The sequence below is a fragment of the Peribacillus sp. B-H-3 genome (assembly GCF_048572925.1).
Taxonomy (GTDB): domain Bacteria; phylum Bacillota; class Bacilli; order Bacillales; family DSM-1321; genus Peribacillus.
The window spans coordinates 3,455,400-3,470,219 of record NZ_CP183879.1 but is presented as its reverse complement, the minus strand read 5'-3'; the positions used below and the strand labels follow the sequence as shown (position 1 = coordinate 3,470,219).

Here is a 14,820-nt window from a genome sequence, read left to right as displayed (position 1 = left end):
ATTTTAGAGTTTGCGGATTAGGAAATCAATGAAAATGCTTTCCTTGGGTGATTTTCAAAAATATTCCTGTTATAAGTTGATTTCCCGGAAAATAGATCTGCCGCTCAATGTATAGGGGGGTGCGGATTTATGCGGGCACCCGATTATGTTATAGTAATAAAAAGAATTCTGGTTATCGGAGGTATCACTGTGGATTTTGTTTTTTTAGGCACTGGAGCAGGTGTTCCTGCTAAGTCCCGAAATGTTTCATCCATTGCCCTTCAGCTTTTAGAGGAACGGGGGGCGGTCTGGCTTTTTGACTGCGGGGAAGCCACTCAGCATCAAATTATGAAAACACCTGTAAAACCCAGGAAAATTGAAAAAATCTTTATCACACATCTTCATGGTGACCACATATACGGGCTTCCTGGCTTAATCAGCTCCCGGTCTTTTCAGGGGGGAACTGAAGAGCTGGCCGTTTATGGCCCGAAAGGTATTGCAGACTTTATTAAAGTAAGCCTTTCAGTAAGCGGCACCCATCTGAAGTATCCGCTGAAAGTGGTGGAAATCGAGCAGGGTGTTGTTTTTGACGATGGCCAATTCACCGTGACCGCTTTGCCGCTGGATCATGGAATATACAGTGTAGGATACCGGATTGAGGAAAGTGACCGGCCTGGAAGCCTTCTTATAGAAAAACTGCTGCAGGATGGCGTGGCGCCTGGACCTCATTTTAAGGAGCTGAAAAACGGGGAAACCGTAACGCTTGATGATGGAAGGGTTTTAAATGGAAAGGATTATATCGGCAAGCCGCAAAAGGGAAGAATTATCAGCATACTTGGAGATACTAGAACATGCGAAAATGCCAGGGTGCTTGCAAGTCACGCAGATTATCTTGTCCATGAAGCGACTTTCTCCGCCAGCGAAGCTGAAATGGCCCATGAGTATTTCCACTCGACAACCGCCCAGGCTGCCTGCACGGCAAAGCAGGCTAATGCCAGGCATTTAATTTTAACTCATATCAGTTCACGCTATACTGCGGATGATGTGCTTCAGCTTGCAGAAGAAAGCAGGGAGATATTTCCTGAGACCATCGTTGCGGAAGACACCATGATGGTGAAAATTCCTTTATATAACGGGAGCTAGACAGGAAAACATTCCGAAACCATTGCAATCATGCTGGTTTGTTCTGTATCATTAACAGTGCTATAGTCTTTTATTAAGACTGTTTTCGTAAACTTTGCTGCTAGGATCAGGGCGCTGATTTTTGCTCCAGTATGCCATTAATCAGGCAGACATTACATATGTGAAAGATATTTAAAGGGGAAAATGTACATGACTGAAGATAAACATTTAAAGCAGAAAGCAATGGACTACTTATTAAAAACCAGCAGAACCTTCTTTATACCTATCAGCCAGCTGCCGGAAGGCCTTAAGGAAACGGTCGGTGCTGCTTATTTATGCATGAGGGCGATTGATGAAATTGAAGATCATCCAAGCTTACCTAAAGAAACAAAAATACACCTGCTGAATTCTGTCGGAAACCTTCTGCAAAATGGTGCAGACGAAGATGAATTGACCGCTCTCCTTGATCCGCATTCACAGGAGCTCCCTGAAGTTTCTCTGCTTCTTAAAGAGTGGATCATGCTGATTCCGCAGCCTATCACCGGCAAGGTTCTTGAAGCCACCTCCATAATGGCTCATGGAATGGCAAAATGGACGGAAAAGGATTGGCAGATACATACAGAAGAAGAGCTGGATGACTATACCTATTATGTGGCTGGCCTTGTGGGTGTCATGCTTTCGGATATCTGGGAATGGTATGACGGAACAGAGTCTGACCGTGAAATGGCCATTGCCTTTGGCCGGGGCCTGCAGACGGTCAATATCCTTAGAAACAGAACGGAAGATGCAGAACGAGGCGTTAATTTCTTTCCTGAAGGATGGAACTTTGAAAAGATGCTGTCTTTTACTGAAAAAAATCTATCTCTTGCAGATCGTTATCTTGAAGGAATTGAAACAAAGGTTATTTTCAATTTCTGCAACATTCCCCTTGCATTGGCAAAGGGAACACTTCAGGCATTGAAAGATGGAAGAGAAAAACTGACACGAAAAGATGTAGCTGATATCGTAAGCGGTGCAGTTGAATGATAATAAAGGCTGATTCCTTTTGGGGTCAGCCTTTTGCGTGCTTACTATTTATGCGGACTGCAGGGCTGACAGATGGATTGGAAAAGAAAATAGTTATTAAAAAATTCTAAAAATTTAAATAAATTCATTGAAATGAGGTTTGCTCCGCGATTATAATTTAAACATAACAGCGATAAAGAAGAATTTATAACTATTGGGGGAAACGGAATGAAAAAAAGAATGATCTCCGCGGCAGCGGCCTTGTTATGTACGGCAGCATTCTTATCGGGATGCGGAAGCAGTACAAGCTCAAATGGAAATGAAAGCGGGAAAAAAGAGGAAGTGAAAATCGGAGTCACCCAGATTGTGCAGCATCCATCATTAGATGAAGCGTTCAAGGGATTCAAACAGGCGTTAAAGGATAAAGGGGTAAAAGCTAAATATGATGTGCAAAATGCACAGGGAGACCAAAACAATAACCAGACAATCGCCAATAATTTTGCAGGAGATAAAGTAGACCTGATCTTTGCAAACTCCACCCCGAGTGCACTCGGTGCCCTAAATGCCACAAAGCAGATCCCGATTGTCTTTACTTCGGTGACAGATCCTGTAGATGCCAATCTTGTGAAATCCATGGATAAGCCAGGAGGGAATGTTACCGGAACGACGGATACTCATCCAGACGCCATCCCAAAATCCATTAAATTCATAGGAGATGAGCTCGGCGCTAAAAAAGTTGGGACCATCTACAATTCCGGAGAACAAAATTCAGTTGTCCAGGTAAAAAAGCTTAAAGAAGAAGCAGCTAAATCGGGCATCAAGGTTGTTGAATCATCTGTGTCCACCTCTGCTGAAGTCAAACAGGCGGCTGAATCGCTGGCCGGAAAAGTGGATGCCCTGTACATCATTACAGATAACACTGTCGTATCTGCGCTTGAATCTGTCGTTATGGTCTCAAAAAGCAAGCATCTGCCGCTATTCGTAGGAGAATTGGATTCTGTAAAACGCGGTGGCTTTGCTGCCTACGGATTCAGCTATTATGACATTGGATATGAAGCAGGCATTAAGGCTTCGGAAATCTTGAAGGACGGAAAAAAACCGGGGGACATACCTGTTGACTATCCTCAGAAATTGAAACTCGTAATCAATGAAAAAGCAGCGGGAGATATGGGAATTACAATTAAGGATAGCTGGAAGAAAGAGGCCGAAATCATTAAATAATCATAGAACACGCCGTAACACATTTCGTTCTTCTTTCAATATACTGTTTTACTTTGATTTTGCGGCGAAAGGGGGAAAAAAATGCTTATATTATTCAGTTCGTTTGAGTCAGGAGTTATTTATGCAATCATGGCTTTAGGCGTTTACCTGACCTTCCGGATTCTTGATTTTCCCGATATGACAGTCGATGGCAGCTTTGTCACAGGAGCTTCTGTCTCAGCGATTATGATTGTCAACGGATATTCCCCTATTACAGCAACACTGGCTGCCCTGGTTGCCGGATTTGCAGCAGGTACCATAACAGGTCTCCTTCATACAAGAGGAAAGATCAATCCGCTGTTATCCGGGATTTTAATGATGATTGCTTTGTACTCTGTAAACTTGAGAATTATGGGGCGATCCAATGTTCCTCTTTTATCAGAGCAGACCATCATGACTAATATCAGTGATATGTGGACTAAAACCGGATTGGATGCTTTGATTAACTCTGCGTTTACTGCCATCGGCCTTGGAGATAGCCTTCCTGGGACCTGGTCCATTTTAATCGTGATGCTGATTTTGGCTGTTGTTATTAAAATAGGATTATCCTCTTTTTTGAAAACGGAAATCGGCCTTGCGCTTCGGGCGACAGGCGATAACGAGGCGATGGTGAAAAGCTTTTCTGCTCACACTGGGAATATGAAGGTGCTTGGGCTCGCTATCGGAAACGCTCTGGTTGCATTTTCCGGTTCACTGGTCAGCCAGTATAATGGCTTCAGTGACGTAGGGATGGGAATTGGCATTATCGTGATAGGACTGGCATCCGTGATTATAGGGGAAGCCATATTTGGAGCTAAAACTATCGGGAGGGCCACATTGGCTGTTATCGGGGGATCGGTTGTTTATCGCCTTGTGGTCTCCCTGGCTCTGCAAGTGAAGTTCCTTCAAACTGGGGATGTTAAGCTAATTACTGCCATTATCGTAATAGGGGCTTTGGTCCTTCCGCAAATATCCGGCTACCGCAAGAGAGAGAGCAGGAAGAAAAAACGCCTGGAGGAACTGAGGCTAAGCAAGCTTAACAGCAAAAATAAGGGCGGTGAGGAGTTTGCTTAAGCTAAACGGAATATATAAAGTGTTCAACGAAGGCACTCCTGACGAAAAACTGGCGCTGGATGACTTGGAGCTTCACTTGGATAAAGGGGAATTTATCACGGTGATCGGAAGCAATGGAGCAGGGAAATCTACCTTGATGAACATGATTTCAGGAAAACTTCTTCCGGATGCAGGCGAGGTTTTTATTGATGGACGGGATGTTACAGGCACTGGGGAGCATATCCGCTCAGCGATGATAGGCCGTGTTTTCCAGGATCCGATGACTGGTACAGCTCCTAATATGACCATTGAAGAAAACCTGGCCATCGCCTATGGCAGAACCAAGAAAAGAAGCCTTGGATTCGGCGTTAATAAGAAAAGGAAAATATTTTTCAGGGAAAAGCTGGAGTCTCTCCACCTTGGACTTGAAAACAGGATGGGCGCCAAGGTTGGATTATTATCCGGCGGAGAGCGCCAGGCTCTTTCACTATTGATGGCTACCTTTACTGATCCCAATATCCTGCTTCTGGATGAACATACCGCAGCGCTTGATCCATCCCGCGCAGAGCTGGTTACTTCTCTCACAAAGAAAATAGTCGAGGAAAATCAGCTGACGGCATTAATGGTGACACATAACATGCAGCAGGCGATAGATCTTGGGAATTCATTGATCATGATGGATAAAGGCAGAATCATTTTCCAGGCAAGGGGCAAGGAAAAACAGCATCTTACCATTGAGAGGCTGCTCCATGAATTTCAAAGCATTAAAGGCGAGGGCATGCTGAATGACCGTGCCGTATTAATTTGAATAACCAATACCCCCCCGTTCATTCTTTGAACGGGGGGTTTCTGCGCTTTCTATGCTTTCTATTTGGGCGCTTTATGCTTTCCGAAGGCCCCAAGGAAGGGGGTCACTAAGACGTTGCCGCAGGATGCGGCGTTCTTAGTCTTTGATCCTCCGAACAGGCGCTTGCACTTTTTATTAATCCAGCTTCTGCGCCTAGCCTCTCGAGGTCATAAGTCACATAAGAATTGAAGGCAAAGAGCGCCTTCTATTCTTATACGCCTTATGCTGGTCAACGCTGAACAGGCGCTTGCGCTTTTTATTAATCTAGCTTCAGCGCCTAGCCTGCTGTGCAAAAGATGTTATGGCCTCAGAAGGCAAAGAGCGCCGTCTAAGTCCATAACCCTATTTGCTTCGCAAGCTGACCAGGCGCTTGCGCTTTTTGTGTTACCAGGCTCTGTCGTATTGTTTTGGGCTTTCTAGTTCGGCTTTTAGTTCTTCGGCTGCTGTTCTTGGCCAATAGGGGTTTCTTAGTAATTCGCGTCCTATGAAGACGACGTCTGCCCGATTGTTTTGCAGGATTTCTTCTGCTTGTGTGCCTGTAGTAATCAGGCCTACTGCTCCAGTAGCCAACTCTGCGCCATGCTTGATCGTTTCACTGAAAGGAACCTGATAACCGGGATATGGGTTAATTGGAGCAGGAACCACAGCTCCGGAGCTGACATCGATTAAATCTGCGCCTTCTTCTTTCATCCATTTAACCATTTTTGTATATTGTTCTGCAGTCATTCCGCCTTCACTGTAATCATGCGCAGAAAGGCGCACAAATAGCGGGCCGTTCCATACTTCCCTGACTGATGCAATGATTTCCTTCAGAAAACGGTAGCGGTTTGCTTCTGAGCCGCCGTATTCATCTTCCCGCCTATTGCTTAAAGGAGATAAAAACTCATTAATCAGGTAACCGTGAGCAGCATGCAGTTCAATAACTTCAAAACCTGCTTTTGCCGCTCGGTCTGCTCCGTTCCGGAAGGCAAGCACTGTTTTCTGGATATCTACCTTTGTCATTTCTTTTGGCAGTTTATAGTGCCCGCTGAATGCAATCGACGATGGTGCAATAATTTCTTCTTCATCCTGTGCTTTTCTTCCAGCATGGGCAAGCTGGATCCCGATTTTTGCTCCTTGTTCTTTTACAAGTGACACAAGTTCGGAGAGGCCGGCGATTTGATCGTCATTCCAGATTCCCAGGTCCTGGTTCGTGATTCTGCCCTGTTTTGTCACAGCGGCGGCTTCTGTAATGATTAAACCTGCCCCGCCGACTGCACGGCTTGTATAATGGGTCTTGTGCCAGTTTTGCACAATGCCATCTTCTTTACAGGAATACATGCACATCGGGGACATGACAATCCTGTTTTTTAAAGTTACATCTTTAATTGTATAGGAAGAAAAAAGTTTTGCGCCCATGTTACCCATCTCCTTTAAATAAATGAAATAATATACATGATTAAGTATATCAAGCTACAAAGGGTATATCCAAAATATTGGCTGAGGAAGGAATGCTTTAGAGGCCTGTTTTCCCTGCATCCTCAATTTCCTGTGAAATCTGCTGGCCCATGCGTTTGGATTGCTGAGCTGCTTCAAATATGCATGCTTCAAAAGCTTCCTGTACCCGGTATTCCGCTAAAACCCTTAATCCGGCCTCGGTCGTTCCTCCTGGCGAAGTGACTTCCTTCCTTAGCTCAATAGGGGATTTGTCAGACCTTTGCAGCATTTCCGCTGCTCCTATTAAGGTTTGGACAATCAGGGATTTCGCTGTTGCTTTTTCAAGCCCAAGAACCCCGATAGAAGCTTCCATCGCCTCGGCCAGGTAATAAATGTAGGCCGGACCGCTTCCGGAAAGCCCGGTCACAGCGTTTAACTGGTCTTCCTCAACCATTGCTACGGTGCCTATTGTTTCAAAAAGAGTGATTGCCTCATCCATTTCTTTGTCATGCGCAAAGCGATTGGCTGTTAGAGCTGTTGCCGATTTACCCACGGCTGCAGATGTATTGGGCATTGCGCGGACAATGGCCATATCTTTTCTCAGAATGCCTTCAAGGCTTGAAGTATGAACCCCTGCAGCTACAGAAATCAGCAGGGTGCTTTTTTGGAGGTGGTTTCTTGATGCCAAAAGTGCTGCATGCACATCCTTTGGCTTTACCGCCAGCACAGCTATGTCTGCATCCGCTAATAAATCCTGTTTTGATTGTGTGGTGTGAATCCCGAATTCCCGAGCAAAATATGAGAGTCTATCTTGATTGGAATTATTGCCTGCATAAATTTCCTGGGGCTGATATTTTCCGCCTGCAAGCATTCCTGCAATAATGGCTTCTGTCATGGACCCGCTTCCGATAAAAGCGATTTTCCTCATATTTCCCATCTCCTTAGATTAGTGTTATGGCTCAATACCTTAGGATAATTTCCTCATAGCTCTTTTAGTAATGTGGACCTCAGCTGGCGCCAGGATTGAAAATCATCAAGATTAACCGGGACAAATAAAAAGACCTCCCGTCCAATAAAGGACGAAAGGTCTGGCTTCCGTGGTACCACCTTTTTTCATCTTTCCCAGGGGAAGATGCAGCTTAAGATCCATTAACGCTGGAATGTACGTCAGTTTTTGCTGAAAGCTATAAGGTAGGTTCAGTGTCACAGAGGGCGGTGAAGCCTTTCAGCCTAATTGAGCTTCACTCTCTTTCGCCATGCGGCATCTACTGGCCTTAATCAATGCCGTGCTATTTTTAGTTATTAGTGATTATGGAGCATGTACAATCAGTTTGTCAATAATTAATTTTTCTGAAAAATCCCAGAGGGAGGAGATGCCAAATATGAATGACAAACGCTGTTTAAACAGTTGTAACCCAGCCATTTCTGTGCTAAGGCAGGTTATACAGTTATCCCGTGCTATACATAGAATGCCTTACAGACAGGATCTTTGCTACATCACACACCGCTGGCCCTTGCTTTCAATAAAAAAAGTTATGTGAAAATAATGACAATTTCAGATTATCAATGATAAACTAATAACATGATGGTCCATTTATAATTCGGCTCTGTTAATGATCTGTTCATGCTGATGCTGGATTCCACTGGAAGATCCGGGGGCTCATGCAGCTAAAATTGGCAGCGTTTAATTAAATGACGCTGCATGTTTATATAATTATCTATTTAAATATAACTTTATAAGGGGTATGTATGATGGTCGAATGGATTGGAAATATTGCTAAATTATCGCTTCCGACTCCCTATGCCGTGGGGGATGTGAATGTGTATGTTGTTAAAGGAGATGCATTGACATTGATTGACGCAGGCTCCAGGACCGAGGAATCCCGTTCTAGCCTGATCCGGCAGCTCGCAGAACTCCGTCTTGAAATGAACGATATCGAGCAGGTGCTGATTACTCACCACCATCCTGATCACGCAGGGGGGCTCGACTTTTTCACAAAAGATATTAACATTCTTGGCCACCTCTATAACCAAAGATGGTTTGAGATGGATGAGGACTTTATTGAGCTTCATGACCAGTTTTATAAAGATTTTTCCCGTGAAATGGGCATACCAGATGAAATGCTTGGCTACATAAATGATTACCGGAGCGCAGACCGTTCCATTACCAATAAGAAGCTTACGTCATTTTTGGCAGAAGGAGACGATCTGCCAGGACTTCGCGGCTGGAAAATAATAGAAACTCCAGGACATGCACAAAGCCATTTGTCCTTCTATAAGGAAAGTGATGGAATCATGATAGGCGGTGATCATCTGCTCGCGAAAATTACGCCAAATCCTTTAATGGAGCCGCCTTTTAAGCCAGGAGAAGAGCGTCCTAAACCTCTTTTGCAATATAACAGTTCTCTCGAAAAGTGCCTGGAGCTTCCAATTTCGCTGGTATATACGGGACACGGCGAAGAAATCAGGGATGTGCCGGCAGTGATACAGTCAGGCAGGATACGGCAGCATGAGCGTGCAATGAGGGTCAAAAAAATGATAGAGGCACATCCATCTTCAGGCTTTGAAATATGCAGGCAGCTATTTCCCAAAGTTTATCAACGAGAGCTTGGACTCACCCTGTCAGAGACAGTAGGGCAGCTTGATTATCTGGAGAGTTTAGGAGAAATTGCGCATGACAGCTCTTCAAGTGTTATGATATATGCAATCAACCAATTGCAGAGGTGAAGAAGTGAGTAAAATACAGGGAAAATGTGTGGTAATAACAGGTGCATCAGGCGGAATAGGAAAGGAAATTGCCAGGCGTTCTGCAAGTCTTGGGGCAAAAGTTGTCCTGCTTGCAAGGAACTATGATGCGCTTTTGGAATTAAAGGAAGAATTAATTAAGGGGTATGGCACTGAAGCATATGCCTATCAGCTTGATGTAGGCGATTCCGGTAAAGTCGGGGAAGTTTTCCGTGAAATTTATGAAAATGCGGGTGAAATAGACGTTCTTGTAAATAATGCCGGATACGGAGTATTCAAGGAAGCGGATGAAACGGATATGAAAGAAACTGAAGCTATGTTCCGCGTGAATGTTTTCGGGCTGATGGCGGCCACTCAAATGGTCCTTCCAGGTATGAAGCGGCGCCAAAGCGGGCATATCATAAATATAGCTTCACAGGCAGGGAAAATGGCCACTCCGAAGTCCAGCCTTTATTCTTCTACCAAATTTGCTGTCCTCGGATATTCCAATGCTCTTCGAATGGAGCTGAAGAGGGACCATGTTTTTGTTACGACAGTCAATCCGGGGCCAATCCAGACCAACTTTTTTAACATTGCGGACGAATCCGGATCATATACGAAAAATATCGAAAAATTCATGCTGAATCCCCAGTATGTGGCAATAAGGGTGGTAGGGTCCATGTTTACCGGCAAGCGGGAAATTAACCTTCCGGGATGGATGAATGCCGCCAGCAGACTGCACAACCTGTTTCCGAAAACCGTGGAGACTATTGGGAAAAGGGCCTTTTTTAAAAAATGACATACGGTCTTGACATTGACGGGCTAAAAATAATATAGTACTAAAAAACTGATAATGAAACGTTAAAGAAGGATTAGTAAAATATAAGGTGCCTATTACAGAGAGGGAATATAAAGCTGAAATATTCCTAAGGGACCCATTTGAACCTGCCTTCCAAGTTCTGCTTCGGGCCGTATGGCGAAGAGGCAGCGGATAAATCCGTTATCCTTCTTAAGAGCATGAAACGCTGTTTTTTTCGGTGTTTTATGAATAAGGGTGGTACCGCCAAAGCCTTGGTCCCTTTCTTGGGAGCAGGCTTTTTTTGCGTTTATAAAAATGAGGTGAAAAGAATGAAAAAGGAATTTGTCAAAGAAATTACGCCCATGGGCGAGGATTTTGCCCAGTGGTATACCGATGTTGTGACCAAAGCCGACTTAATCGATTACTCAAGCGTCCGCGGATCCATGATTATACGTCCGTACGGGTATGCGCTTTGGGAAAACATTAAAAATGAACTGGATATGCGCATTAAAGAAACAGGACATGAAAATGTGTATATGCCGTTGCTGATACCTGAAAGCCTTCTGCAAAAGGAAAAAGACCACATCGAAGGCTTTGCTCCTGAGGTAGCCTGGGTGACGCACGGGGGAACAGAGGAGCTTGCTGAGCGCCTGTGCATCCGTCCTACCTCTGAGGTGCTATTTTGTGAGCATTACAGCAAAATTATTCATTCCTATCGCGATTTGCCTAAGCTTTATAATCAGTGGGCAAGCGTAATCCGCTGGGAAAAAACGACCCGGCCGTTTCTCCGGACACTGGAATTTCTCTGGCAGGAAGGACATACCGCACATGCGACGGACGAGGAAGCACATGAAGAAACCACAAGAATGCTTGATGTGTATGCATCTCTTTGTGAAGAGATTCTTGCCATACCGGTGATTAAGGGGCAAAAAACAGAAAAAGAAAAATTTGCCGGCGCAAAGTTCACATATACCATTGAAAGCCTGATGCATGATGGCAAGGCTTTGCAGACGGGCACCTCCCATCACCTTGGAGACGGTTTTGCGAAAGCTTTTAACATTCAGTACAGTGATAAGTCCGGTGCTCTGCAATATGTGAACCAGACCTCATGGGGACTGACTACACGTGTGATTGGTGCTCTGATTATGGTGCACGGAGATGACAGGGGGCTGATTATTCCTCCCAAAGCAGCTCCGGTACAGCTGATGATCATCCCGGTTGCCCAGCATAAAGAAGGAGTGCTGGATTTTGCTTATCATCTGAAAAACAGGCTTTCTAAAACCTTCCGCACGGATATAGACGCCAGCGATAGATCGCCAGGATGGAAGTTCAATGAACATGAAATGAAGGGCATTCCTCTCCGGCTGGAAGCAGGGCCGCGTGATATTGAAAAAGGACAGGTGATCCTTGTGCGCAGGGATACTGGCGAAAAGTCTTTTATTCCGATTGATGATGTTGAACAGAAAGTGGCAGAAACACTTGAAGATATCCAGAAAAGTTTATATGAAAGAGCGTTAAAGCTGAGGGAAGAAAAGACCTCCTCTGTGTTAACGATGGAGGAATTCAAGGAAGTGTCCGCCGCTCATCCGGGATTCATCAAAGCGATGTGGTGCGGAAGCAGGGAATGCGAAGATAAAATAAAAGAAGAAACCGGAGCAACCTCCAGATGCATTCCGTTTCAAAAAGAAACCCTTTCAGATAAGTGCGTTTGCTGCGGCAAAGATGAAAAACACATGGTCTATTGGGCAAAAGCCTATTAATAATTCAATGCGGGAAAGCTGAAGACTTTCCCGCTCCTTATTAGAATCTGTCCTGAGTCAGTTCCGCCATTTTCTTTTCATCCATAGGCCCGATCATAACACTCCTGATCATCCCGTTTTTATCAAGGATATACGAAGTCGGAATCGTATAGACTTTATACAGGCTTCCGATTTTTCCATTTTTATCGAGTGCGATTGGAAATGTCATGTTGTTATTCTTCACAAAATCCTGAACAGCTGCCAAACTTCTGTCATTTGAAGTCAAGTTAACGGCTAAAATGGTAATGCCTCTGTTTTGATTTTTCTGGAAAAAGCTCTGCATTTCAGGGATCTCTGACCTGCAAGGCGGGCACCAGGTTGTAAAGAAGTTTAAAATGACAGTTTTACCCCGAAAGCCGGACAGCTTGAGCTTTTTTCCATTTAACGAGGCAAGCTCAAAGTCAGGGGCCTGATTTCCAGCTTCAAGACCGATGCGGCCCGTCTCTTTTTCCTGTGAAGATAATGCCGCAGTCTGCTGTCCATTAAGGCAGCAGGCAGCGGAAATGATGGCTATAAGGCATATACACTTAATCTTATTCACCGCAAGTCCTCCTTTATTATAAAGAGCTCTAAGCACTTTGCTGACCGGAGAGGAACATGGTACTTCTCTAATCAGAAGACAAGATCAGCAGAGCCGCTGTAAACTAGTCTGTGCATAATGGCTTCTTTTCATGAAAATCCCATTCGATAATTTCCCTGTTTTTTCCATGGTCCTTTTCTGTTATTCTTGTTGTATAGCAGGCGGGAAGAAGGCGGGCAAAATGATTGATTTCAAAACATATCTTATTGTATTAGGGTGTTTTTTTCTTTTTGGATGCAGCCAGCTCCAGACTCAAACAGAAAGTGTGAAAAAAGGGGAAATGGGCTTTATAACAGATCTTCAGGATAAAAAGAGGGTACTGATTAAAAATACATATTATACGGTTTCAGATTCCACCTATCTTAAGGATACGAGCGGGAGAAAGCTGGACTTTAATGATTTGAAAATCGGAATGAAAGTAAAGCCCTGGTACACTGGAAGCATTAAGCATTCTCATTCTCCTCCTGCCAGCACAGAAGCTAAGCTCTTGCTTGTCCAAAACGACGAGGAAAGCCTTCGGGAGCAGCAGGCCGTGCTTTCCGCCATTAAAAAACTGAAAAAGGGGAAGAGCGAACGATTTCTGGTCAGGAATTTTTCTCATATACCTGAGGATAAGGTGTATGTCATTGAAATGATGCGCCGGTCAAATTTAGATACTTCCTTTACAGTAACAGTCAATGCGGCAGACTTTGAAGTCCTTTTTTATTAACGGATACTAGTGCAGATCTTCCTCCCTGAAAAGGGAGTTTTTTTTATTGCTGCCATCCCCAAATCCTATGCCTGCTTGCAGGCTTTCTGCAGAAATATCCCATCATTTTCATGGAAAATTGGATATAACCGGAATGGAAGCTCAAAATGTAGAATTTTGAAGTAAAATTTCCATTGAACACGAACGTATATTCGATTAATATAATGAGTATACTAATGTAAGCGAACGTATATTCTTGTTGTTGGGTGGAGAAAGATCATGGATTACAGATCAATGCCGAAAAAATCTATCATGTGCATCGATATTAAAAGTTTTTATGCAAGCTGCTCAGCTGTCATGCTCGGGCTGGATCCGCTGGAATGCCATCTCGCTGTGGTAGGAAATCTGGAACGCTCCGGAAGTGTGGTGCTCGCCGCTTCTCCCAGGCTGAAAAAGGATTTTGGAATTAAGACCGGATCACGGATGTTTGAAATCCCTGATGATCCCCGGATTATCCTGACAGAGCCTAAAATGGCGGTATATCTGAGGATGTCTACAGAAATTACCCGCTTGTTCCATCGATATGTGCCAAAGGAATCCATCCATGTGTACAGTGTCGACGAAAGCTTCCTGCAGGTGGACGGCGCCATGCCGCTGTGGGGGGATGCCAGGGAGATTGCCGAAAAGATAAGGAATGACATCGAACGGGAATTCCAGCTTCCATGTGCAATAGGGATTGGTCCTAACATGCTTTTAGCCAAACTTTGCCTGGATCTTGAAGCCAAGAAAAAAGGCATCGCCGAATGGTCATATGAAGATGTAAAAACAAAGCTCTGGCCCGTTTCTCCCCTTAACGAAATGTGGGGAATTGGAAGACGCCTTCAAAAAACCTTAAATGGGATGGGCATCTTTACAGTGGGGCAGCTTGCCAATTATCCGCTCCATTTGCTGGAGGAAAAATTCGGCATTATGGGCAACCAGCTTTACCATCATGCATGGGGGATAGATCTTTCTGAAATTGGCGCACCGATCATGGAGGGGCAGGTGAGCTTTGGAAAAAGCCAGATTCTTCTTCGCGATTATAAGGAAGAGGAAGAAGTGAAGCATGTGATGCTTGAAATATGCGAGGAGGTCGGAAGGAGGGCCCGGTCTTCACGCAAAGCAGGCAGGACGGTGAGCCTCGGGATCGGCTACAGCCGTGAGGAATTCGGAGGAGGCTTTCACCGGTCGAGATCCATTGATGAACCAACAAACATTACGATGGATTTATATGAAATCTGCCTGGAGCTTTTCCGGGAAAATTATGTTTCCAAAACAGTACGGAGCATATCCGTTACCTTATCCAATATCGTCGATGATAATGAAATGCAGCTGACATTGTTTGATTCATCACGCTGGAAAAAGAGGGACTTGGCCTATACGGTTGACCGTATCCGGAATAAATACGGCTCAAAAGCACTGCTTCGGGCTGTCTCCTATACAGCAGCTGGAACGGCTGTTTACCGCAGCAAGCTTCTTGGAGGCCATAAATCATAGTACAGCAATTATGAAAGATGCAGGATTTGTCAG

At 44.5% G+C, this 14,820-nt stretch carries 13 protein-coding genes and 1 other annotated feature; of the genes, 10 read left to right on the top strand and 3 right to left on the bottom strand.

The genetic code is table 11. From position 1 onward, the window contains the following. Window positions 1-189: 189 nt before the first annotated feature. The 5 genes from rnz to ACN6MY_RS17240 all read left to right on the top strand — a co-directional run bounded on the left by rnz (window position 190) and on the right by ACN6MY_RS17240 (window position 5,206). Entirely contained in the window at window positions 190-1,122 is a 933-nt protein-coding gene (rnz, locus tag ACN6MY_RS17260) for a ribonuclease Z (RefSeq protein ID WP_419881292.1), read from the top strand. Window positions 1,123-1,311: 189 nt separating this feature from the next. Beyond that, entirely contained in the window at window positions 1,312-2,127 is an 816-nt protein-coding gene (locus tag ACN6MY_RS17255; RefSeq protein ID WP_419881291.1) for a squalene/phytoene synthase family protein, read from the top strand. Window positions 2,128-2,334: 207 nt separating this feature from the next. Continuing rightward, window positions 2,335-3,327, top strand: a complete 993-nt coding sequence (locus ACN6MY_RS17250) for an ABC transporter substrate-binding protein (RefSeq protein WP_419881290.1) — start codon at window positions 2,335-2,337, stop codon at window positions 3,325-3,327. 81 nt (window positions 3,328-3,408) lie between these two features. Then, window positions 3,409-4,419 carry an ABC transporter permease gene (locus ACN6MY_RS17245; RefSeq protein ID WP_419881289.1) on the top strand — a complete coding sequence of 337 codons (1,011 nt, stop codon included), beginning with the start codon at window positions 3,409-3,411 and terminating at the stop codon, window positions 4,417-4,419. Further along, on the top strand, window positions 4,412-5,206 hold the full coding sequence (locus ACN6MY_RS17240) for an ABC transporter ATP-binding protein (protein WP_419881288.1): 795 nt from the start codon (window positions 4,412-4,414) through the stop codon (window positions 5,204-5,206). The genes ACN6MY_RS17245 and ACN6MY_RS17240 overlap by 8 nt, the downstream gene beginning before the upstream one ends. A gap of 423 nt (window positions 5,207-5,629) precedes the next feature. On the opposite strand, the gene namA is transcribed toward ACN6MY_RS17240, so the two are convergent. Together namA and proC are read right to left on the bottom strand one after the other, a co-directional pair. Then, window positions 5,630-6,643, bottom strand: coding sequence for an NADPH dehydrogenase NamA (gene namA / locus ACN6MY_RS17235; RefSeq protein ID WP_419881287.1), 1,014 nt, complete (start codon window positions 6,641-6,643; stop codon window positions 5,630-5,632). Window positions 6,644-6,740: 97 nt separating this feature from the next. Next, the gene (gene proC / locus ACN6MY_RS17230) at window positions 6,741-7,589 is read right to left on the bottom strand and encodes a pyrroline-5-carboxylate reductase (RefSeq protein WP_419881286.1); all 849 of its coding nucleotides are present in this window, start codon (window positions 7,587-7,589) and stop codon (window positions 6,741-6,743) included. Between the two features lie 821 nt (window positions 7,590-8,410). Between proC and ACN6MY_RS17225 the strand changes: the two genes are divergently transcribed. From ACN6MY_RS17225 to proS, 3 genes are all read left to right on the top strand, one after another. Continuing rightward, window positions 8,411-9,388 (top strand): MBL fold metallo-hydrolase, encoded by a 978-nt coding sequence (locus ACN6MY_RS17225; protein WP_419881285.1) that lies wholly within the window; start codon window positions 8,411-8,413, stop codon window positions 9,386-9,388. Window positions 9,389-9,392: 4 nt separating this feature from the next. Then, complete coding sequence (locus ACN6MY_RS17220) at window positions 9,393-10,184, top strand: SDR family NAD(P)-dependent oxidoreductase (RefSeq protein WP_419881284.1); 792 nt, start codon at window positions 9,393-9,395, stop codon at window positions 10,182-10,184. A gap of 53 nt (window positions 10,185-10,237) precedes the next feature. Beyond that, window positions 10,238-10,468 (top strand) — a binding site (T-box leader). 45 nt (window positions 10,469-10,513) lie between these two features. Continuing rightward, window positions 10,514-11,944 (top strand): proline--tRNA ligase, encoded by a 1,431-nt coding sequence (gene proS / locus ACN6MY_RS17215; RefSeq protein ID WP_419881283.1) that lies wholly within the window; start codon window positions 10,514-10,516, stop codon window positions 11,942-11,944. A 40-nt stretch (window positions 11,945-11,984) separates the two neighbouring features. Here proS and ACN6MY_RS17210 read toward each other — a convergent pair whose 3' ends face one another. Next, a complete protein-coding gene (locus tag ACN6MY_RS17210) occupies window positions 11,985-12,524 on the bottom strand; it encodes a peroxiredoxin family protein (protein WP_419881282.1) in 540 nt (179 codons plus the stop codon). 220 nt (window positions 12,525-12,744) lie between these two features. Here ACN6MY_RS17210 and ACN6MY_RS17205 point away from each other — a divergent pair, with 220 nt between their 5' ends. After that, complete coding sequence (locus tag ACN6MY_RS17205; RefSeq protein ID WP_419881281.1) at window positions 12,745-13,272, top strand: hypothetical protein; 528 nt, start codon at window positions 12,745-12,747, stop codon at window positions 13,270-13,272. A 258-nt stretch (window positions 13,273-13,530) separates the two neighbouring features. Further along, window positions 13,531-14,787 (top strand): DNA polymerase thumb domain-containing protein, encoded by a 1,257-nt coding sequence (locus ACN6MY_RS17200; protein WP_419881280.1) that lies wholly within the window; start codon window positions 13,531-13,533, stop codon window positions 14,785-14,787. The last annotated feature ends 33 nt before the right edge of the window (window positions 14,788-14,820 follow it).